This window comes from Agrococcus sp. TSP3-2-1 (genome assembly GCF_049897585.1).
In the GTDB taxonomy this organism is placed as follows: domain Bacteria; phylum Actinomycetota; class Actinomycetes; order Actinomycetales; family Microbacteriaceae; genus Agrococcus.
This window is the reverse complement of record NZ_JAFCWN010000006.1, coordinates 53,063-72,214: the sequence shown is the minus strand read 5'-3', so window position 1 is coordinate 72,214 and position 19,152 is coordinate 53,063. Positions and strand designations below refer to the sequence as shown.

The 19,152-nt window shown below is 71.5% G+C and carries 26 protein-coding genes; 9 read left to right on the top strand and 17 right to left on the bottom strand.

What is annotated here, in order from left to right:
- Positions 1-12: 12 nt before the first annotated feature.
- The 3 genes from ACP7BI_RS10050 to ACP7BI_RS10040 all read right to left on the bottom strand — a co-directional run bounded on the left by ACP7BI_RS10050 (position 13) and on the right by ACP7BI_RS10040 (position 2,937).
- Positions 13-1,509 carry an alanine/glycine:cation symporter family protein gene (locus ACP7BI_RS10050; RefSeq protein WP_425845746.1) on the bottom strand — a complete coding sequence of 499 codons (1,497 nt, stop codon included), beginning with the start codon at positions 1,507-1,509 and terminating at the stop codon, positions 13-15.
- A 94-nt stretch (positions 1,510-1,603) separates the two neighbouring features.
- Positions 1,604-2,401 carry a thioesterase family protein gene (locus ACP7BI_RS10045; protein WP_425845743.1) on the bottom strand — a complete coding sequence of 266 codons (798 nt, stop codon included), beginning with the start codon at positions 2,399-2,401 and terminating at the stop codon, positions 1,604-1,606.
- Between the two features lie 17 nt (positions 2,402-2,418).
- The gene (locus tag ACP7BI_RS10040) at positions 2,419-2,937 is read right to left on the bottom strand and encodes a hypothetical protein (protein WP_425845741.1); all 519 of its coding nucleotides are present in this window, start codon (positions 2,935-2,937) and stop codon (positions 2,419-2,421) included.
- Between the two features lie 40 nt (positions 2,938-2,977).
- Between ACP7BI_RS10040 and ACP7BI_RS10035 the strand changes: the two genes are divergently transcribed.
- Complete coding sequence (locus ACP7BI_RS10035; protein WP_425845738.1) at positions 2,978-3,511, top strand: ASCH domain-containing protein; 534 nt, start codon at positions 2,978-2,980, stop codon at positions 3,509-3,511.
- Between the two features lie 188 nt (positions 3,512-3,699).
- On the opposite strand, the gene ACP7BI_RS10030 is transcribed toward ACP7BI_RS10035, so the two are convergent.
- Positions 3,700-4,182: a pyridoxamine 5'-phosphate oxidase family protein gene (locus tag ACP7BI_RS10030; RefSeq protein ID WP_425845735.1), complete on the bottom strand. Its 483-nt coding sequence runs from the start codon at positions 4,180-4,182 to the stop codon at positions 3,700-3,702.
- A gap of 65 nt (positions 4,183-4,247) precedes the next feature.
- Between ACP7BI_RS10030 and ACP7BI_RS10025 the strand changes: the two genes are divergently transcribed.
- Together ACP7BI_RS10025 and ACP7BI_RS10020 are read left to right on the top strand one after the other, a co-directional pair.
- Positions 4,248-4,664: a GNAT family N-acetyltransferase gene (locus tag ACP7BI_RS10025; RefSeq protein WP_425845732.1), complete on the top strand. Its 417-nt coding sequence runs from the start codon at positions 4,248-4,250 to the stop codon at positions 4,662-4,664.
- Positions 4,661-5,410, top strand: coding sequence for an alpha/beta fold hydrolase (locus ACP7BI_RS10020; protein ID WP_425845729.1), 750 nt, complete (start codon positions 4,661-4,663; stop codon positions 5,408-5,410). Before ACP7BI_RS10025 ends, ACP7BI_RS10020 begins: the two co-directional genes overlap by 4 nt.
- A gap of 140 nt (positions 5,411-5,550) precedes the next feature.
- Here the strand turns inward: ACP7BI_RS10020 and ACP7BI_RS10015 are convergent, their stop codons facing one another.
- The 7 genes from ACP7BI_RS10015 to ACP7BI_RS09985 all read right to left on the bottom strand — a co-directional run bounded on the left by ACP7BI_RS10015 (position 5,551) and on the right by ACP7BI_RS09985 (position 10,499).
- A complete protein-coding gene (locus tag ACP7BI_RS10015) occupies positions 5,551-7,050 on the bottom strand; it encodes a serine/threonine-protein kinase (RefSeq protein WP_425845726.1) in 1,500 nt (499 codons plus the stop codon).
- A 56-nt stretch (positions 7,051-7,106) separates the two neighbouring features.
- Positions 7,107-7,625: a metallophosphoesterase family protein gene (locus ACP7BI_RS10010; RefSeq protein ID WP_425845723.1), complete on the bottom strand. Its 519-nt coding sequence runs from the start codon at positions 7,623-7,625 to the stop codon at positions 7,107-7,109.
- 35 nt (positions 7,626-7,660) lie between these two features.
- Positions 7,661-8,146 (bottom strand): cupredoxin domain-containing protein, encoded by a 486-nt coding sequence (locus ACP7BI_RS10005; protein WP_425845720.1) that lies wholly within the window; start codon positions 8,144-8,146, stop codon positions 7,661-7,663.
- A 72-nt stretch (positions 8,147-8,218) separates the two neighbouring features.
- Entirely contained in the window at positions 8,219-9,037 is an 819-nt protein-coding gene (locus ACP7BI_RS10000) for a nitroreductase family protein (protein WP_425845717.1), read from the bottom strand.
- 7 nt (positions 9,038-9,044) lie between these two features.
- Entirely contained in the window at positions 9,045-9,377 is a 333-nt protein-coding gene (locus ACP7BI_RS09995; protein WP_425845714.1) for a hypothetical protein, read from the bottom strand.
- Complete coding sequence (locus ACP7BI_RS09990; RefSeq protein WP_425845711.1) at positions 9,374-10,291, bottom strand: oxygenase MpaB family protein; 918 nt, start codon at positions 10,289-10,291, stop codon at positions 9,374-9,376. Before ACP7BI_RS09990 ends, ACP7BI_RS09995 begins: the two co-directional genes overlap by 4 nt.
- A gap of 46 nt (positions 10,292-10,337) precedes the next feature.
- Positions 10,338-10,499 carry a hypothetical protein gene (locus ACP7BI_RS09985; protein ID WP_425845709.1) on the bottom strand — a complete coding sequence of 54 codons (162 nt, stop codon included), beginning with the start codon at positions 10,497-10,499 and terminating at the stop codon, positions 10,338-10,340.
- A 65-nt stretch (positions 10,500-10,564) separates the two neighbouring features.
- On the opposite strand from ACP7BI_RS09985, the gene ACP7BI_RS09980 reads away from it, so the two are divergent.
- The 3 genes from ACP7BI_RS09980 (at position 10,565) to ACP7BI_RS09970 (ending at position 12,071) form a co-directional block, all read left to right on the top strand.
- Positions 10,565-10,804 carry a type II toxin-antitoxin system Phd/YefM family antitoxin gene (locus ACP7BI_RS09980; protein WP_425845707.1) on the top strand — a complete coding sequence of 80 codons (240 nt, stop codon included), beginning with the start codon at positions 10,565-10,567 and terminating at the stop codon, positions 10,802-10,804.
- Positions 10,801-11,205, top strand: a complete 405-nt coding sequence (locus ACP7BI_RS09975) for a type II toxin-antitoxin system VapC family toxin (RefSeq protein ID WP_425845704.1) — start codon at positions 10,801-10,803, stop codon at positions 11,203-11,205. The genes ACP7BI_RS09980 and ACP7BI_RS09975 overlap by 4 nt, the downstream gene beginning before the upstream one ends.
- Before the next feature lie 167 nt (positions 11,206-11,372).
- Positions 11,373-12,071 (top strand): hypothetical protein, encoded by a 699-nt coding sequence (locus ACP7BI_RS09970; RefSeq protein WP_425845702.1) that lies wholly within the window; start codon positions 11,373-11,375, stop codon positions 12,069-12,071.
- A gap of 66 nt (positions 12,072-12,137) precedes the next feature.
- On the opposite strand, the gene ACP7BI_RS09965 is transcribed toward ACP7BI_RS09970, so the two are convergent.
- Complete coding sequence (locus ACP7BI_RS09965; RefSeq protein WP_425845699.1) at positions 12,138-13,832, bottom strand: DUF222 domain-containing protein; 1,695 nt, start codon at positions 13,830-13,832, stop codon at positions 12,138-12,140.
- Positions 13,833-13,971: 139 nt separating this feature from the next.
- On the opposite strand from ACP7BI_RS09965, the gene ACP7BI_RS09960 reads away from it, so the two are divergent.
- Together ACP7BI_RS09960 and ACP7BI_RS09955 are read left to right on the top strand one after the other, a co-directional pair.
- Positions 13,972-14,064: a type II toxin-antitoxin system Phd/YefM family antitoxin gene (locus ACP7BI_RS09960; RefSeq protein ID WP_425845696.1), complete on the top strand. Its 93-nt coding sequence runs from the start codon at positions 13,972-13,974 to the stop codon at positions 14,062-14,064.
- Positions 14,065-14,220: 156 nt separating this feature from the next.
- Entirely contained in the window at positions 14,221-14,619 is a 399-nt protein-coding gene (locus ACP7BI_RS09955; protein WP_425845693.1) for a type II toxin-antitoxin system VapC family toxin, read from the top strand.
- 171 nt (positions 14,620-14,790) lie between these two features.
- Here the strand turns inward: ACP7BI_RS09955 and ACP7BI_RS09950 are convergent, their stop codons facing one another.
- Positions 14,791-15,180, bottom strand: a complete 390-nt coding sequence (locus ACP7BI_RS09950) for a heavy metal-responsive transcriptional regulator (RefSeq protein WP_092919343.1) — start codon at positions 15,178-15,180, stop codon at positions 14,791-14,793.
- Between the two features lie 93 nt (positions 15,181-15,273).
- Here ACP7BI_RS09950 and merA point away from each other — a divergent pair, with 93 nt between their 5' ends.
- On the top strand, positions 15,274-16,665 hold the full coding sequence (gene merA, locus ACP7BI_RS09945) for a mercury(II) reductase (protein WP_208063073.1): 1,392 nt from the start codon (positions 15,274-15,276) through the stop codon (positions 16,663-16,665).
- 273 nt (positions 16,666-16,938) lie between these two features.
- Here merA and ACP7BI_RS09940 read toward each other — a convergent pair whose 3' ends face one another.
- The 4 genes from ACP7BI_RS09940 to cmtR all read right to left on the bottom strand — a co-directional run bounded on the left by ACP7BI_RS09940 (position 16,939) and on the right by cmtR (position 19,111).
- Positions 16,939-17,400: a signal peptidase II gene (locus ACP7BI_RS09940; protein ID WP_177220388.1), complete on the bottom strand. Its 462-nt coding sequence runs from the start codon at positions 17,398-17,400 to the stop codon at positions 16,939-16,941.
- Between the two features lie 98 nt (positions 17,401-17,498).
- Positions 17,499-18,107, bottom strand: coding sequence for a cadmium resistance transporter (locus ACP7BI_RS09935; RefSeq protein WP_425845689.1), 609 nt, complete (start codon positions 18,105-18,107; stop codon positions 17,499-17,501).
- Positions 18,108-18,761 (bottom strand): cation transporter, encoded by a 654-nt coding sequence (locus ACP7BI_RS09930; protein ID WP_092919808.1) that lies wholly within the window; start codon positions 18,759-18,761, stop codon positions 18,108-18,110.
- The gene (gene cmtR, locus ACP7BI_RS09925; RefSeq protein WP_208063075.1) at positions 18,758-19,111 is read right to left on the bottom strand and encodes a Cd(II)/Pb(II)-sensing metalloregulatory transcriptional regulator CmtR; all 354 of its coding nucleotides are present in this window, start codon (positions 19,109-19,111) and stop codon (positions 18,758-18,760) included. The genes ACP7BI_RS09930 and cmtR overlap by 4 nt, the downstream gene beginning before the upstream one ends.
- Positions 19,112-19,152: the final 41 nt, after the last annotated feature.

Genomic DNA, 19,152 nt, shown 5'->3' with positions numbered 1-19,152 from the left:
GGCGTCCGCGCGTCAGCGTCGCGCTCGGCGGACGTCGATGCGCGAGGTGCCGATCTCGTCACCCGCCTTCCAGTCGGCCCAGCCCGGCTGGTCGGCCATGAACGCCTCGATCTCGTCCTTCGACGCCTCCAGCCGCGGGTCGTGCCGCAAGTAGTGTCGCGTCTCGCGCGCGACGAGTCCCGAGAGGATGAGCAGGCCGATGAGGTTCGGCAGCGCCATGAGGCCGTTCGCGATGTCGGAGAACGTCCAGACGAGCGAGAGCTCGGTCGTGCAGCCGACGAAGACGACGAGCGAGAACAGCACCCGGAAGGGCATGACGAGCCGGCGGCCGAAGAGCCGCTCGACGTTGCGCTCGCCGTAGTACGACCAGCCGAGGATCGTCGAGTAGGCGAACATCACGAGCCCGATCGTCACGACCCAGTGGCCCCAGTCGCCCGGCAGGCCGGTCGAGAACGCCTCGCCGGTCATGAGCGCGGCGCTGATCTGCTCGCCCGCCTCGTCGACGTCGTCCCACACGCCCGTCACGACGATCGTGAGGCCCGTGATGCTGACCACGATGAGGGTGTCGATGAAGGTCTGTGTCATCGAGACGAGGCCCTGCCGCACCGGGTGCGTCGTGCGCGCGGCGGCCGCGGCGATCGCGGCGGAGCCGAGGCCCGACTCGTTCGAGAAGAGGCCGCGCGCGACGCCCATCTGCACCGCGATGATGAGGGCGGAACCCGCGAAGCCGCCGATCGCGGCCGTGCCGGTGAACGCATCCGTGAACACCTGGGCGAGCGCCGCGGGCAGCGCCGTGACGTTCGCGCCGAGGATCCAGAGGCCGCCGAGCACGTAGAAGACGATCATGACGGGCACGAAGCCGGCCGTGACGCGGCCGATCGACTTGATGCCGCCGACGAGCACGACGAGCGTGAGCGCCGCGAGCACGATGCCCGTCATCCACGTCGGCACGCCCCAGCTGAACTCGACGTTCGAGGCGATCGAGTTGCCCTGCGTCATGTTGCCGATGCCGAAGCACGCGATGACGGTGAAGATCGCGAACGAGACGGCGAGCACGCGGCCGAGCGGCCCGGGGATGCCGCGCCGCAAGTAGTGCTGCGGGCCGCCCGACTTCTCGCCCGCCTCGTCGGTCGTGCGGAAGCGCACGGCGAGGTACGACTCGGTGTACTTCGACGCCATGCCGACGAGGCCCGTGATCCACATCCAGAAGAGGGCGCCGGGGCCGCCGATGCCGATCGCCGTCGCGACGCCGACGATGTTGCCCGTGCCGACGGTCGCGGCGAGCGCGGTGGTGAGCGCCTGGAACTGCGAGATGTCGCCCTCGGCCCCGTCATCCTTGCGGCGCAGCAGCCCGAGCCGCAGGCCCGCGCCGAGCTTCAGGAACTGCAGGCCGCCGAGCCGGATCGTGAGGTAGAGGCCGGTGCCCACCAGGAGCGGGATGAGGAGGAACGGCCCCCAGATGATGCCGCTCAGGCTGTCGAGCACGGCTTGCAGCGGCGTCAGGTCCATCGGCGTGGGTCTCCTCGCGGTCGGGGTCGCGGTCGTGCGTCGGGTGCAAACCTACCGGCGCGCGGGCCCGGCCTCGCGCATCCGCCGGAGTGAGTCAGCGTGCGGGGATCGGGCGCACGGTGAGGGTCTGCGAGGCGTGGCCGACGTGGCCGCGCTCGTCGTGCAGGGCCGTGTGCGTCTCGCCCTGGCCGGTGGGGCCGAAGGCGACGCGCGTGTCGAAGCCGACCCACGCGCCCTCGGGCTCGCGGTGGAGGTGGATCGTCAGGTCGAGGTTCGGGAACATCCACGAATCGGGCCGCTCGCGCACCGCGATGCCGTTCGCGCCGTCGACGAGGCCGATCCAGCGGGCGAGGGCGCTCGCCTGCTCGCCCTCGATGAGCGGATGCGCGGTGCGCTTCCACGCGCGGTTCCGGCCGGGCGTGCCGTCACCCGCGACGCGCAGCTCGACCGAGCGCACGTAGCCGCCGCCCCACTCGGCCGCGAACGCCGACTCGCGCATCGCATCGGGCGCCGGGAGCGGCTCGGCCGCGCCGCCCGCGACGGCGCTCGTGTCGACCTCGACGCTGTGCCACGCGCGCGCGATCGCGACGTCGCGACCGGCGATGGATGCGGTGGCCTCGGTGAGCTCGATCGTGCGGCCCGGGCGGCGGGTCTCGACCCGCAGCGCGACGTCGTCGAGCGCGAGGAAGCCGAGGATGTCGAAGGCGATGCGACCGAGTCGCAGCGGCGCGGCGCCGGTCTCGGCGCGGTGGCGCTCGATCGCGTGCGTCAGGATGCCCGCGAGCGGCGCGAAGTGGATCTCGCCGTCCTGCCATGCGCCGACAGCGTGCTCGGTGGGTCGGTAGCGGCCGTCGCCGAGCGCGACGAAGTAGGCATCGGGCGTGGAGCGCATGGTCTCGACGCTAGCCGCTACGCGCCCTGGGGCGGGTGCAGCAGCAGGTCGGCGAGGTCGTCGAGGTAGCGCTCGAGCGGCACGGGCGCGTCGGTGCCCCAGCGCACGAGCGCCGCCCCGCCCTCGACGACGAGCGGGCTGGGGCCGCCGACGAGCGACTCGTCGAGCGGGATGGGCCGGACGCCGTGGTTGACCGTCTCGCCCATCGGGAAGCGGCCCTGGAGCGCGGCCGCGCGGTAGGCGCGGCGCTGCTCGACGGATGCGGAGTGGAACTGGGGGCGGCCGGGCTCGGTCACGCGCGTCGAGATGCCCGTCTGCCACACCGAGCCGTCGCGCGCGAGGAGCAGCGCGCCGAGCCGCCACGCGCGGCCGAGCGAGCGCATGGTCGGCCGCCGCGGGATGCCGAGGAACGGCTTCGGCACGACGTGCTCGGCGAGCGCCTCGTCGCGAGCGCCCGCTTCGCCGAGCCGGTCGGCCATCGCCTGCAGGAGCGCGCGAGCGCGCTCCACGGCGGCGAGGTCGGCGTCGGTCGGCACGCGGGCATCGTACGGGGTCGCGGCTGGCACGATGGAGGGCATGAGCATCGACAGCGCCCGCGTGCCCGCAGCTGCCCCCGATCGCGAGGCCGCGGCCGAGATGTGGGCGGCCTACGCGCAGGCGCACCCCGAAGCGGTCGCCGGCACGCCCGAGCACACGGTCGAGGGGTTCGGCGACTCGGCGGAGCTCGCCGACGCCCTGCTCGCCCTCGTGCTCGAGGGCGGCAAGCGCGCGACCTCAGAGCTCGTCGCCGAGTTCGTCGCGGCGGGGGAGCAGCTGCCCCGGGTCGGCTCGCACTGGATCGCGTGCGACGGGGCCGGCCAGCCGCGCGCGATCCTGCGGAGCGTCGAGCTGCGCATCGGTCCGTTCGCGAGCGCGGATGCCGCCTTCGCGGCCGCCGAGGGCGAGGACGACCGCTCGCTCGAGTCGTGGCGGCGCGAGCACCGCCGCTACTGGAGGCGCACCGCGGCCGCGCGCGGCGCGGCGTGGTCGGAGGACGACGAGATCGTCTTCGAGCGGTTCGCGGTCGTGTGGCCGCCGGAGCACGCCGACCCCGCCCCGTTGGTCGAGTAGCCGGCGCAGCCGGCTCCCCACCCCGTTGGTCGAGTAGCCGGCGCAGCCGGCTCCCCACGCCGTTGGTCGAGTAGCCGGCGCAGCCGCCTCCCCGCCCCGTTGGTCGAGTAGCCGGCGCAGCCGGCGTATCGAGACCGATGATCATCTCGATTCGGCCCTCCGGGCCTCCTCGATGAGCGGGAACGCGCTCAGAGACGCACGACGCCCGAGTCACCCATGTCGGGCTGCGCGTCGCTCACCATGCCCTTCACGAGCTGCACCGCCACCGCGACCGCGCCGGGGGAGTCCCAGTACTCGGCGCTCGAGGCGGTGATGTCGAGCAGGCCGTTCTCCGGGTCCTCCGGCTCGCCCGTCATGAATGCATCCGCCGACGCATCCCACAGCTGCCGCAGCTTCTCGCGGTCGTCGACGAAGCGCGCGGTACCGGCGAGCGACACCCAGCCGCCCTTGCTTGCGTAGTGCACGTTCACGCGCGGTTCGGACGCGATCGCGGCGACCTTCTCGGTCGAGCGCTGGGTGAGGAACCACACGGTGCGCGGGTGCTCGAAGTCCTGGGTGCCCATCGGCGCGGAGACGAGGTCGCCCTGCTGCGAGACGTACGCGAGCGACGCGATCCTCGTCGAGCGCATGATGCCGGTGATGGTCTGGAGCTCTTCGCTGCGGTCGGTCATGGCTCCACGCTCGCATCGGGGCCCGGACGCGGCCTGGATCCAGGCTGGGTGGCTATGGTCGCGGGATGATCACGTTCGAGGACCGCATCCCCACCGCCGCCGAGCAGCGCGCGGTCGCCGAGGCCGTCGGCTGGCTCGACCACTTCGACTGGGCCTCGATCGACCGCTCGCTCGAGCGCTCGCTCCACGGCGTCGTGGCGCGCGACGGCGACCGCGCCGTCGGCGTGGGCAGGCTCGTCGGCGACGGCGTGCGCTACTGGTACGTGCAGGACGTCATGGTCGACCCGGATGCGTCGGAGCAGGGCATCGGCACGCGGATCGTCGAGCGGCTGCTCGAGCACGTGCGCGCCGAGGCACCCGCCGAAGCGGTCGTTGGCCTCTTCTCGAGCCCCGAAGCGGTCTCGGTCTACGAGGACCTCGGCTTCGTGGCCGCGACGAGCGACCCGCTCGGCATGACGCTCGACCTGCCGGCCGGCGCGTGAGGCGCCGGCACGCGCACCGCGTCGACATCGGCGACCTCGCCTTCAGGCTGACGGCGGATGCGTCGGCACCCGACCCGACGCATCCGACGGTCGTGCTCGTGCACGGCATCGGCGTCTCGCGCCGCTACTTCGCGCGCCTGCACGGCGTGCTCGCCACGCAGGCGCGGGTGATCTCGGTCGACCTGCCGGGCTTCGGCGGGCTGCCGAAGCCCGCTCGGGACGTCGACATCGAGACGATGGCGAGAGCGCTCGGCGAGGCGCTCGACTCGCTCGGCACCGGGCCGGTCGTGCTCGTCGGGCACTCGATGGGCTCGCAGTGGGTCGTCGAGCTCGCGCTGCAGCGACCGGAGCTCGTCTCGCTCGTCGTCACGATCGGACCCGTGGCCGACCATCAGCACCGCTCGCCGACCGCGCAGGCGAGGGCGCTGCTCGTCGACTCGCTGCGCGAGCCGCCGAGCGGCAACGTCGTCATCCTGAGCGACTACCTCCGTGCCGGCCCCGCGTGGTACCTCGTGCAGCTGCGCCACATGATCGCGTATCCGCTCGAGCGCGCGGTCGAGCGGCTCGAGATGCCGCTGCTAGTGCTGCGCGGCGAGCGCGACCCGATCGCGGGGCTGCGCTGGAGCCGCGAGCTGCGCGACCGCGCGCCGCGCGCGCGGCTCGTGCACGTGCCCGGCCACCCGCACGCGGTGCAGCACACGGCGCCGCGAGCGGTCGCCTCGGCGATCCTCGCGCACACCGGCTGACGCGCGAACCGCGGCTCGCCACGCCGCGTGTCGAGCAGCGGTCGGACTCGCGATCTGCCGCGAGGAGCGGTCGATCCGCACCGCAGCGGCCGGGATCACCGCCCTTCGCGGCGAGCCGGACGCGGGAGCGATCGGCGGCGCTAGGGGCGGTTGCCGTTCCCGTTGACGTTGCCGTTGTTGCCGCGGTTCCCGTTGCCGCCGTCGCCAGCGTTGCCATTGCCGTTGCCAGCGTTGCCGTTGCCAGCGTTGCCGCTGCCGCTGCCGCTGCCGTTGTCGTCGCCGTTGTCGCCGGCATTGCCGTTGCCGTTGCCGTTGTTGCCGTTGGCATTGCCATCGCCGTTGTTCCCGTTGCTCCCGTCCGCCGGCGTCACCACGACCGCCGGCTCGGGCTCCGCGACCGGCGCCGGCGCCGGTGCCGGCTCGGCGACCTGCTCGGGCTCGGGCTCGGTGATCGCCGGTTCGGCGACGCCCTGGTCGGGCACGAGGCCGGGGAGGTCGGCGAGCTCGATCTCGACGGGTGCCTTCCCGCTCGGTGCCGGCTGCTGCGAGAGCACCGGGATCGCGACGAGCGCCCCCGCGGCGGCGAGCCCCAGGGCGACCGCCAGCCCGCGGGTGCGCCTCGACCGCTGCGGTCGGCTCGCCGCCGTGCGCGCCGTCGTCGCCGAATCGTCGACGGCCAGCGGCCGCGTCGCCTCGAGCGGCGCCGCGAGCGCCGCGGTCGCGCCGATGCTCGTCGCTGCGGTAGCAGCAGCAGCCGCCGCCGCAGCCGTCGTCGCGGCCGTCGCGTCGGCGCCGCCCGCCGGCCGCGAGAGGCGCTCGAGCACGGCGGTCGCCGTCGGCCGCTCCGCCGGGTCGCGCGTCGTCATCGCGGTCAGCAGCGACTTCCAGGGATACCCGAGCTCGCCGGGGATCTCCGGGTCGCGGGCGAGGCGGGCGCTCAACGACTCGACGAGGGAGCCCGGGTACTCGCGTCGGCCCGTGAGGGCCTCGAGCAGCACGAGGCCGAGGGAGTAGATGTCGGAGGACGCTTCGACACGCGCGCCGGTGGCCTGCTCGGGGCTCAAGTACGCCGCGGTGCCGAGCACCGTGCCCGTGGCGGTGAGCCGGTCAGCGCCGATGAGGGCCGCGATGCCGAAGTCGGCGAGCTTCGCGTCGAACGCACTGCGGTGCAGCGGCGCGGGGGCGAGGAGCACGTTGGCCGGCTTCACGTCGCGGTGCACGATGCCGTGCGCGTGGACGACCGCGAGCGCCTCCGCCAGGTCGCGCGCGAGCCGCTCGACCGCGGCCAGCGGCAGCGGTCCCTCCTCGAGCCGCTGCGCGAGGCTCGGTCCCTCGACGAGCTCCATGACGAGGAACGAGACCGGCAGGCCGTCGACGTGCGCCTTGCCGGCGTCGAAGAGCGTCACGAGCGAGCGGTGGTGCACGGACGCGAGCAGCTCGATCTCGGCGCGCTCCCGCCGCTCGGCCGCATCGTCGCCGACGGCTCGTACGAGCGCCTTCACGGCGACCGTCCGCCCGAGCAGCTCGTCCGTCGCGCGGTGCACCGCCGCGGTGCCGCCGGAACCGAGCAGCGGCCCGATGCGGTAGCGCTCGGCGAGCAGCCGCCCCGGCGCGAGCGGATCGGCTCCTGTCGCGATCATCGCGTCCCCCTGTCCGTCGGCGAGGCTACGCGCAGAACCCGAGCATCCCCTCCACGTCAGCGCGGCGTCTCGACCAGCCGCGCATCGCGCAGCTGCCCGTCGTCGGCGATCGCGGTCATGACCGTGCCGACCGGCTGGCGCCGACGATCGGTGGGGGAGCCGGGGTTCAACAGCCGCACGCCGCCGGGCGTCGCCGAGTCCCACGGGATGTGCGAGTGGCCGAAGACGAGCACGTCGCACGGATCGGACGAGGCCGGTCCGAAGCGCTCGTCGCAGCGGCGCTCCCGCCCGGCGGCGTCCCCGGTCTCGTGCACGACCGCGATCCGGACGCCGTCGAGCTCCACGCGCGCCTCGCCGCCGAGCCGCTCCCACAGCCCCGGCCCGTCGTTGTTGCCCGCGACGCCGATGAGCCGCCGAGCCCGCGCCTCCAGCTCGTCGAGGAAGGCCTCCGAGACCCAGTCGCCCGCGTGGATGACGGCATCCGCCTCGTCGACGAGCCGCCACACCTGCTCCTGCAGCGCCTTCGCGCGCTTCGGCAGGTGCGTGTCGCTCATCAGCAGCAGGCTCGTCGTCACGGCGCCAGTCTCGCGCACCGCGCCGAGCGCACCGCTCAGGTCACCTCGATCTCGGCGCGCATCGTGCCCGAGTGCGGATCGCAGACGATCTCGTAGGTGCCGGGCTCGAGCGTGACCTCGACCGTCGACTCGTCGGAGCCGGCGACGTCGGTCGCGACGTCGATGCCGCCGGGGCCGCGCAACCGGAAGTTGTGCATGCGCGAGCGGTCGGCGAAGGTGAGCGCGTAGGTGCCGGCCGGGAGGGACTCGACCGGGGCTCCGGATGCGTCGAGCAGCGCGATCACGTAGGCCTCGGGATCGTCGTCGGTGCCGACGACGCCCGTGAGCGGCGTCGCCTCCTCTGGCGCCTCGCTCGAGGGCTCGGCGGGCGAGGCCTCGGGGCTGGGCGCCGGCGACGAAGCGGAGGGCGCTTCCGCGCTCGGGGTCTCGGCGGCCGGCTCGGCCGTGCCGCTCGCGCAGCCGGCGAGGGCGAGTGCGACCGCGCTCGCGAGTGCGATGACGACGCCGCAGGGATGACGCATCCGGTCTCCGTCCTCGAGCACGGTCTCTCGCGAGGAGCCTGGCACCGCCGAGGCTCGGCGGCAAGGGGCCGATCAGTCGTCGTGGAGCGGGGTGACCTGCGCATCGTCCCAGCCGAGCTGGGGGGTGTCGCACGTGTCGCGGAAGACGATCTCCGAGGGCAGCCGGCGCTCGGAGCTCGTCCAGTCGATGCGGGGACGGCGGCGCTCCTCGGGCACGTAGCCGAGGCGGTAGACGGCCATGAGCTCGAGGTGGTCGGGCACGCGGAAGAGCTCGACGAGCCGCTCCCACTGCCCGGGCACCTCCATGGGGAAGGAGACGAACTGGATGCCCATGCCGAGCTCGACCGTCGTGAGCCAGAGGTTCTCCATCGCCGCGCCCATGCTGAAGAGCGAGTAGAAGGAGGAGAGCTCGCCCGGGCGGTGCTCGGCGCGGTCGAGCATGACGGCGAGCATGAGCGGCGAGCCCGCGACGAGCTTGCGGTTCTCCTCGCCGAGCGTGGCCGGCACGCGCATCGCGTTCATGAGCCGCTGGCCGCCGGAGGTGAACACCTGGCTCGTGAAGGGGCGCAGCGGCGCTGGCAGCCTGTCGAAGAGCATGCCGTCGCGGCGCTCCTCCATCTCGCGCTGCGAGAAGCGGAAGTAGCGCTTGTAGCGCTCGAAGAACGTGCCGTTCGACATCGCCTCGGTCATGCTCTCGCCGCTGATCGCGGCCACCCGCTCGATCGTGCCGCGATCCTCGGTGATGACGAAGCGCCACGGCTGGCTGTTGAGCTGCGAGGGCGCGCGGCCGGCCATCTCGATCAGCAGGCGCTGGTGCTCCTCCTTCACCGGGTCGGGCAGGAACGCGCCGTTCGTCGTGCGGCGGCGGCGGATGGCGTCGATGAGCTCCACGATGCTCCTATCGAGGTCGGCGGGCGATGGCGGCGACGAGCCACGGGGCGGCGGTGAGGGCGACGAGCGGATGCCTGCGCGAGCGGGTCGAGACGCGGGGGAGCGCCGTGAGCGGCACGAGCGCAGCGGCCGCGAGCGCGGCGCGCGTGCCGTCGTGCTCGCGAAGCGCGCTCACGGCGACGGTCGCGGAGGTGAGGGCGACCGCGGCGACGTAGCCGACGTGGTGGACCCAGCGGTTCCGCTCGTTGCGCCACGCGCCGGTCGCGAGGCCGATGCCGAGCATCGCGGTCGAGCCGTAGACGGCGCCCGCGGCGGTCGCGAGCGAGCGGGCGGCGCTCACGCGGCGCGCTCCGCTTCGAGCCTGCGCAGGCGCAGGCGCGCCCAGTCCTGCGCGCGCCTGCCCTCGCCGCTCGCGAGCGCGCGACCCGCGATCGCGAGCACGACGCGCGTGAGCGTGACGACGGGCAGCGGCGAGCGGCGGACGCCGAGCAGCTGGCGGTAGCGGCGGGGGAGCGTCGCGACCGCGCCGGCGAACAGCAGCCGGTAGCCCACGCCCGCGACACTGCCGACGGGCGGGCGGCGGAGGAACGAGACGACCTCGCGCACGCGCTCGTCGCTGCGGAGCTCCCCGCGCTCGAGGTAGCCGTCGATGCGGCGGCGGAGCTCTGCGGCGGTCGTCGGCGGGTCGTCGACGCGCATGAGCCGGCCGGCGGTCGCCCACTCGGCCACGTACGCATCGGGGCCGCCCGGGATCCGGCCGCCGCCGGGCATCCGCTCGCCCCAGGTCTCCTGGCACGTGAGGAACGCGTCGGCGAACGCGAGGTGCACCCAGTCGGCGAGCACGGGGTCGGCGGCGCTGTAGGAGCGCTCGGCGCCGCGGCCGTCGACGTAGGCGCCCTGCACGCGGGAGTGGAAGCGGCCGACGCGCGCGGTCTCGCGCTCGGCCTGCGCGGTGGAGCCGTAGGTGAGGCAGACGACCCAGCGGACGGTGCCGGAGAGCCGGCCGAGCGGGTCCTGCCGGTAGGTCGAGTGGTCGTGCACGCCGGCCATCGCGCCCGGGTGGAGCGCTTGCAGCAGCAGCGCGCGGATGCCGGCGACGAGCGTCGCCATGCTGCCGTGCACGGTCCAGGCGGCACCGTCCTCGGCGAAGTGGCCCGCGTCGTCGCCCTCGGCGAGCTCGCGGATCCACGCGGGGGAGCCCTCGGGGTCGCCGGCGAGCGCCTCGAGCAGTCGCGCGCGCAGCCTCATCGCCATGCCGTCAGCATGTCAGCCGACGCTGTGCGAGCCGCGGGGCTGGGCGTCAGTCGGCGCGGCCCAGCGCGGTCAGGACGAACGCGCCCACGATGCCGACGAACGCGAGCGCCGTCACGAGGCTCGAGGCGATGATGAAGAGGTTCATCGGGTCGTCGAGCGGAATGCCCGCGTCGTGGGCGGCGGCGGAGGCGGCGACGAGGAGTTGCATGGCGCCATCGTAGCCGTGCAGACCGAGGAGTGGTCGCAGATCAGGTCTGCGGCTAGTCTGACTGCATGACGACGATCGGCGCGTACGAGGCGAAGACGCATCTGCCGCGTCTCCTCGCGGAGGTCGAGCGCGGTGCCACGGTCACCATCACGCGGCACGGTCGCCCCGTCGCGCGCCTCGTCCCCGTCAGCAACGCCGGTTCCCAGAGCGTCGAAGAGCTGGTGCGGGAGATGCGGGATGCGAGGGCGGGGCGGACGCTCGGCGGTGGGGGAGCGCGTGACCTGATCGAAGAGGGGCGCCGGTGACGGTCGTCATCGATGCCTCGGTGACGATGTCGTGGTGCTTCGAGGACGAGGCGAGTGACGCGAGCGATGACGTGTTCGCGCGCGTCGTTCGATGGGGCGGCGTGGTCCCAACGCTCTGGCGCTACGAGGTCGCGAACGTGCTGGTGCTCGCCGCTCGCCGGGACCGCATCAGCGCTGCCGCTTCGAAGCGCTTCCTGAGCACGCTCGACCGGCTCGCGCTCGACGTCGTCGATGGAGCAGCCGACCGGCTCGTGGACCTCGCGAGTCGATTCGAGCTCACGGCGTACGACGCCGCCTACTTGGACGCAGCGATGGTCCGCGCAGTGCCGCTCGCGACTCGGGACGCGGCGCTGCGTCGTGCCGCGACGACTGCGGGCGTCGCCCTAGCGCTCGAGGAATGACTCGGCGGACGGAGTCGTCGCCCACGGATCGTCGAGGCTGTTCCATCCACAGACCCGCCGTGACTCGTGACGGGGCGCACCCCCCAAGCGTGACACTGCCCGTCATGCGACGCAATGACTCCGAGGCTCGCGGCCTGGCTCGAATCCACTTGCCCGCCACTGACGCGATGCATCGGCAGGTGGTCGTCGCGACGATCGATCGGATGCGCGACGCGCTGCCTGAGTTCTCCGTGACGTTCAGCAGCCGCCATGTCGCCGCGGTCCGGTCGCTCGAGATCCCGTTGCGCGGCGAGGTCTTCGCGGCGGGGCTTCCCGCGGTGGAGACGTGCCTCGACGACGAACCGTGCGACGTCGGTGCGGAGCTCCTGGGTCAGCTCGCATTCTTCTCCGTGCTACCCGGAATGCCGCAGCTGATCGGCCTGCAGATCGCCTTCGGATGGGCCTTCGCCGAATCGCACATCGACGAGATGGCCGCCATGGCCGGCGGGCTCTACCAGCGCGGGCTGCCCGGCGCAGACCTCGTCGACGCCTTCGTCGCGATCGGGGATGCGACGGACGCACGGCTCGCGCGGTCGTTCCGAGGCGAGGCGCCGCAGAGCGCCGATCCATCGCGCGTCGCTCGCGGCATCGTGCTGCTGCGACGAACGGCAGCGCACGCGCCGGAGGGCATCGTGCCCTTCCTGCTGTGCATCATCGCCTGGCTGCTCTGGGTGATCGGCAAGCGAGCACATGCCCGCGCGTACCTCGCCGACGCATCGCGTCGCGACGCGCACCTCCTCCTGGTGCGCGCGGTCGACGCGCTCGTCGACGCCGGGCGTCCAAGCTGGACGCCGTTCGAGCCGACCGCCGAGGTCGCCGGGCACTAGAGGGATCGGGAGCCAGGTGCGCGGAGAGCGTGCGGGCGTGCAGTCGCGTGCGGGATGCGATGGCGATCAGCGGCGCAGCACGATCCCCGGTCTCGGCAGCACGTCGGCGCGGGCGCTGTGCTCTCGAGCACGGCCGTGCCGCTCGAGCAGTGCGCGGAGTCGCCGCTCGGTGACGATGCTCGGCTGCCGGTGCCGCCGCGGTCGCCGAATGGATCCCTCGACCCGTCCGGTCGCATCCGGGGCAGCGGGCTCGGCGGGGATCGCGTGGCGCGGTTCGCCGCCGAGCTCGGGGAGCTCGGGCAGCTTCATCGCGAGCGATGCTGTCGCGGCTGCTTCGAGGCTCCGCGGCAGCTCGGGCGGTGTCTGCAGGCCCGCGAACGCGGCGACGGCGGTGCGGGTGCGGGCGGGCTGGAGCTCGGCGGCGATCCGCCACTGGCCCGGCCCCGGGCCGGCCTTCTCGACTCGCAGTCGGCCGGCGTGGATCTCGTGGTGATGAAAGCTGCAGACGAGGATGCCGTTGTCGATGTCGGTCTTGCCGCCGAGCTGCCAGGGCACGATGTGGTGCGCTTCGCACCAGGCGGCCGGCATGCCGCAGCCGGGCACGCGGCAGCCCTTGTCGCGCTTCGCGAGCGCGCGCCGCTGCGCGCGGTTGAAGATGCGCTTGGTGCGGCCGAGCCACAGCGGGTGGCCGTGCTCGTCGACGATCAGCTGCTCGATCGCGGCGTGGCAGAGGAGCTGATCGACGCCCTCGATCGGGAGCAGGCAGCCGGTGTGCTCGATCGTGAGGGTCCGCTCGGGGTGGGACAGGCCCCGCACGTGGGCGTCGTACGCGTCGATGGTGCCGACGAAGGTGAGCACGGGCGGCTCGCCGCCGGCGACCGGCGCGTCGCCGGAGCCGGCGTGCGCGGTGACCATGGCGATGAACGCGTCGTGCATCTTCTGCTCGGGCGTGCGGTCGTCGAGCGAGGCCTCGCCGTCGCAGGCCTTGCCGTCGCAGCCGCCGCTGGCGCACTTGTCGTCGTGGAAGGCGACCTTCACGCGCGGACCGCCCCACGCATCCGCCATCGCCTTGAGCTTGGAGCCCTCCTCGGCGGGCGAGCGCATGGTCGTCAGCCACGACCCGTCGGGCTGCTGCCGGACGCGCAAGTACCGCATCGCCCGCTGCCGCTCATCGTTCGGCAGCACCCCGTCCGGGTCGAGCAGCGCTACGCAGCGGCGGGCGAGCACCGTCAGCTGCTCCGGCGGCAGCGGCATGCCCGGGTCGGTCGCGTGACCGACGAGCGACTGCTCCGCGACGCGAAGCTGCTCGACGTCGGCGCGCGGCGCTGCCGGCCCCAAGGTCGAGACGATCGCCTGCGCCTGCGCGAACGAGAGGTCACCCGTCGCGAGCCCAGCCGCGACCGCCGGGTACTTCGCCGGGATGTCGGCGCCGGTGATCCCGATCGACGGGGACGTCGCCCGCGCCATGAGCAGCAGGTCCAGCGCGCGGCCAGGCCGGATGCCGAACGCCCGCCCGAGCGCTTCCTTCGGATGCCGGGCACCGAGCAGCAGGCACAGCGGCTCGTCGACAGGGCACTGCGAGCGCTCCTCGACCTCGTGCGCGAGCCGCACCTGCAAGGCGTCGGCGACCCGGGCGAGCTCAGCGACGCAACCCAGCAGCTCGACGACGTCACGACTAGACGCGCGGGAGAACGCCGGAGCGTCCGCGAGCAGCGCGCGAGCGGCCTCGACCGCCGCTCTGCCCTGCTCGGTGCTCGACATCGCTGCCTCCCTTGCGAGGAGAGTAGATGGGGCCACCCACATCCACTCCCGACCTCGCTTGCGAGCAGGGTAGGGGAGGCCACCCACACGCCGCGCGACCCGCTGGCCAAGATGTAGATCGTTGACCTGCAATCGCGCCATGAAGACCGTCTCCGTCCGAGAGCTCCGCCAGAATCCCGCGCAGATGCTGCGGGACGTCGAGTCGGGGGAGAGCTACACGATCACGTCCTAACCACCGACCGATCGCCCGCGTGGAGCCGGTCGCGTCGTCGACCCAGGTCATCCCACCGAAGCGCACGGGTCGCCCAAACCTCGCGTCCCCGCCTCGGCATGAGCTGCGGACAGCCGTATCGATCGACGAGCTGCTGGACGACCTGCGAGGAGAGGGATGACGACCTTCTACGTCGACACGTCCATCGCCGGCCGTGCGATGCTGCGGCACTCACCGAGGGCGGTCTCGTGGTTCGAGGACGCGGCGGAGTCGGACGAGCTCGTCTCATCCCGGTTGCTCGAGACGGAGCTCACGCGCCTCGCGCGGCGCGAGGGCGTCCCGTTCGCCGAGCGCGACGAGGTGCTCGACTTCATCGGCGTGATCCCGATGGACCATGCCGTGCTGATCGACGCCGAGGCGATCGTGCCGCACGTGCGCCCCCTCGACGCGATCCACCTCGGCACCGCTCTGCGCTCCGGCATCGAAGACCTCGTGGTCGTCTCGCATGACGCCCGGATGCTCGAGGTCGCTTCCGAGATGGGCCTCGCGACGCTCGATCCCTGCGCAGGCGAGTGAGTCGAGCCGGCGCTCGAGGTGCATGCTGAGGGGAGACGACAGCGCTACGGCAGCCAACGGACTGGATATCGGGGATATCAACCCAGGTCGTGAACCTGAGCACAGAGTCGCCTTGAGCAGTCCGCACCGGTCGTCATGCGCTACCGCCGCGGCCTTATGGCCACGAAGGGCTCACAGGTATCGGCATACGTCCTTGGACTGGCATTCGGAGGGGTTGGCTTGTGCGGCGTCGTCTCGGAGGTGGGCGACGTTGGTGCGGAGCGCTTGTAGGTCGGCGATCTGCTGGTCGAGGGCAGTGAGGCGGATGTCGAGGAGCTCCTTGACGTGGTGGCACGGGGCGGTCCCGGCATCTCGAATATCGAGCACCTCGCGGACCTGAGCGAGTGTGAGTCCGGTGGCGCGCCCTCGCCGGATGAAATCCAGCCTGGCGATGGCATCCTGGTCGTAGTCGCGGTATCCGCTGACGGTCCGTTCGGGGGGCGGCAGCAGTCCGCTGTCCTCGTAGAACCGCAGGGTCTTGGTGGTCGTGCCAGTGGCCTCGGCGAGTTCACCGATTCGCATGGCGGTCTCCGCTCTCGGTACTTGACCTTCTACTGCACTGGAAGGTCCATGGTGGGTGATGGATGGGCGAATACCAAACCGGAGGAGCTTGAGATGAGCGCGGAGTACGACGTTGACCTGGCCGTAATCGGGTCGGGAGGAGCCGCGATGGCAGCAGGTATCGCGGCCCGCAAGGCGGGCGCCGAGGTCGTACTGATCGAGCGCGGCGCTCTGGGCGGGACCTGTGTCAACGTCGGCTGTATTCCGTCCAAGACCCTGCTGGCCGCTGCCGGGACACGGCACAGTGCGCTAACCAACCCGTTCGACGGCGTTCCCACCTCCGCGGACGGCGTGGACCTGGACGCCCTGGTGGCGCAGAAAGCTGAGTTGATCGACCGACTCAAGCAGCACAAGTACACCGAGGTCGCTGACGCGTGGGGGTTCCCGCTGATCTCAGGTGAGGCTCGCTTCGCCGACAAGGACACGGTGGAGGTCGACGGGAAGCCGCTGCGGGCACGGTCCTACGTGATCGCGACCGGTTCGCAGCCCACGGTGCGCGGCATCGACGGGATCGAGGATGTGGAGTACTTGACGTCGACGACTGCGATGGAACTGACCGAGGTGCCCGAGTCGCTGGTGATCATCGGTGGCGGCTATGTCGGGATGGAGCAGGCCCAGCTGTTCGCGCACCTCGGCGCTCGCGTGACTGTGATCGGGCGCCTGGCGTCGCGCGCAGAGCCGGAGTTGCGCGAGGTCATGGCCGGTGTGTTCGCCGATGACGGTATCGCCGTGATCGCCGAACACGCGACCGGTGTCGAGACCGCCGAGGAAGGCGGCGTCAGAGTGATCACCGCGTCCGGGAACCAGGTGACTGCGGAGCGACTGTTGGTGGCGACCGGCAGGCACTCCGACACCATCGCGTTGGATCTCGCGGCAGCGGGCGTCGACACCGACGCCCGGGGCTTCGTCGTGATCGACGAACACCAGGCCACGTCCAACCCGCGGGTGTATGCAGCGGGCGACGTTGCGGGCACTCCGCAGTATGTGTACGTCGCCGCCGCCTCTGGACGGGTCGCTGCCGTCAACGCACTCGGCGACGGTGGGGCAAAGCGTGAGACGGTGGACTACACCGGCCTGCCGGCGGTGATGTTCACCCGCCCACAGTTGGCCTCGGCAGGGCTCACTGAGAAAGAAGCGCTTGAGCAAGGCCACCCGTGTGCCTGCCGCACTTTGGCGTTGGAGGACGTGCCGAGAGCACTGGTGAACCGCGACACTCGCGGCGCGCTGAAACTGGTCGCCGACGCACGCACCGGCAAGGTCCTAGGCGTCCACGCGGTCGCTGACGGAGCGGGCGAGATCATGCTCGCCGCCACTTACGCGATCAAGGCCGAGATGACCGTCGACGACCTCGCCGACACCTGGGCTCCCTACTTGACCATGGCCGAGAGCCTGCGGATCGCCGCCGGGCTGTTCCGCAACGAACTACCCACCTCCTGCTGTGCCTGACCCGACCCGGGCCGCACCGGCCGGGCCGCAGGACGCCGGGTTGGTGCATTGTCTGCATCACCTATGAGCGGTGAGCGCTCGTTAAGAGTTCACCACGCACGGAAAACGCCCGGTCAGGCGCGAGTTTCCGCCAGGGCGCGTCGTGGGCGTGAAGTGATACCAACGTGCGAGTGGGGGTACTGCCCACCTTGACTGGATATCGGGGATATCGACTCACGTCGTGAGCTGCCGCGCTCGGACTCGGCCGAGCGCGGCACAGCCAGGTCCTGAGGATTAGGACCGCATGGGTTTGCCCTTGAAGGCGAGGGCGATGCAGAGCGTCAGGCCGCCGAACACGAACACGTCTGCGACGTTTCCGATGAACCAATCGGCGTAGGCGATGAAGTCCACCACGTGGCCTCGGCCGGGACCGGGGTGCCGTACCAGGCGGTCGATGACGTTCCCGAGGCCACCGCCGAGGATGAGGCCAAGGCTCAGCGCCCAGGGTAGCGACGTGGTTCTCCAGGTGAGCCAAGCCGCGAATAGAGTGCCCGCAGCTGCGAGGGCGGTGATGAGCGGTGTCGCGCTGGCGCCGAGCGAGAGTGCCGCACCCGGGTTATAGGTGAGTTGCGTTGCGAGCATGTCGCCCAGCAGTGGATGACGCTCGCCCACAGCGAGGGTCGCCTCTGCCCAGATCTTGCTGAGTTGATCGATCGCCACGGCGGCGAGCGCAGCGAGGTAGCCGAGCAGGGTCACCCTCCACAATCGAGGTGTCGTGTGTGGCGGGGAGGCGCCTCCCGCGGCGACTGCCGGTGCTGCCGCGGGACTTGGCGAGCTGTTGCCAGTCGTCGACATTAGGCCAGTGCCTCGAAGAGGCGGGGGACGACGCCGGATTTGATCAGGATGAACAGGCCGAGGCCGATGAACACGGCGGGCACGAGCCAGTGCTCGATGCGCTCGAGAGTCTCGGTGACGGCCTTGTGCGTGCCGATGACCTTACCGAAGAGGCACCAGACGCTCACCAGAGCGAGGAACACGACGATGGTGATCGTGGTGTCTGCGGGCGAGATGGTTCGGAACACCGGCGTGTAGAGGCTGATGTTGTCCGCCCCATTCGCGATGGTGATCCCGGCGATGCCGAGCAGGCCGAGGCCCTTCATCGTTGACTCGTCAGGATCTGCATCGTCGCGCTCGCGCAGTCCCCGGATGAGTCCGATTACACCGATCAGCAGGGGGAGGAGGCCAAGGAAGCCGACCCACTCGTCCGGGATGATCGTGAGCCCGAGTGCCGTGACAACGCTGATCGCAACGAGGGTTGCGAATCCCAGGTATTGGCCGAGGACGATCTGCCAGGGTCGAGGCCCGCCGCGGGACGATGCGAGGAAGAGCACGGTGAGTATGACGATGTCGTCGATGTTGGTTGCCGCGAACATGCCGATCGCGGAGGCAAGGGTCGCGAGCATCTAGAGGTCCTTCTCCTCGAGATCGCCCAGGACCTCGAAGGGCGATTCGACATCGCCGCGCCATGCCTCGACGCCTTCGCGGATCGCGAGTCCCGCGACAACGAGTGCAGCCACGGAATCTGCCCACATCCAGCCGAAGAGCAGGTTGAGCAACAGGCCGACGAGCACCGTGCCGGACAGGTAGATGCACAGGAGCAATTGCTTGGCGTCCGCCTGCACGCTGCGCGAACCGAGCTCGCGACCGGTGCGGAACTCGAACCAGGCCAGTGCCGGCATGACGAGCAGGCTGAGGCTGGCGATGCCGATGCCGAGCGGGCTGTGATCGACCTCTTCCACCCCGGTCAGCGTGAGCACCGCGTCGATGATGACGTACGCGGCGAGCGCGAAGAACGCGATGCCGATCGCGCGGACGGTCGCCTTCTCCCACCGTTCCGGATCCTTGCGCGTGAACTGCCATGCGACTGCGGCCGCGGAGAGCACCTCGACGATCGAATCGAGCCCGAACCCGATCAGCGCGGCCGAGGAGGCCATCGAGCCCGCCCAGATCGCGACGATCGCCTCAATGAGGTTGTAGGTGATCGTGAAGCCGACGATGAACCGCACTCGGCGATGCAGGGTGGTTCGTCGTGCCTCGGTGAGCGTCTCTGCGCTCATCGGGTCGACTCGCAGCAGCCGGGGACCGGGCACTCCGGATCCAGGCACGGTGCTTGCTCGTCGACAGCCAACGTCACCTCGACCAGCGCGGTCAGTGCCTGGGCGAGGTGTGGGTCGGCGATCTCGTATCGCGTCTGCCGGCCTTCGGGCTCGGCCACGGCGATGCCGCAGTCCCGCAAGCAGGCGAGATGGTTCGACACGTTCGAGCGTGTCAGCTCGAGCTCGCGCGCAAGGACAGCGGGGTAATTCGGTCCCTGTAGCAAGTTCAACAAGATGCGTGAGCGCGTCGGGTCCGCCAGTGCCCGGCCCAGCCGATGCATCACGTCCAGTCGATTCGCAATAGTCAGCATGCACTGACTATACAGCAGATGCTGACCTACGACGCCCGAGG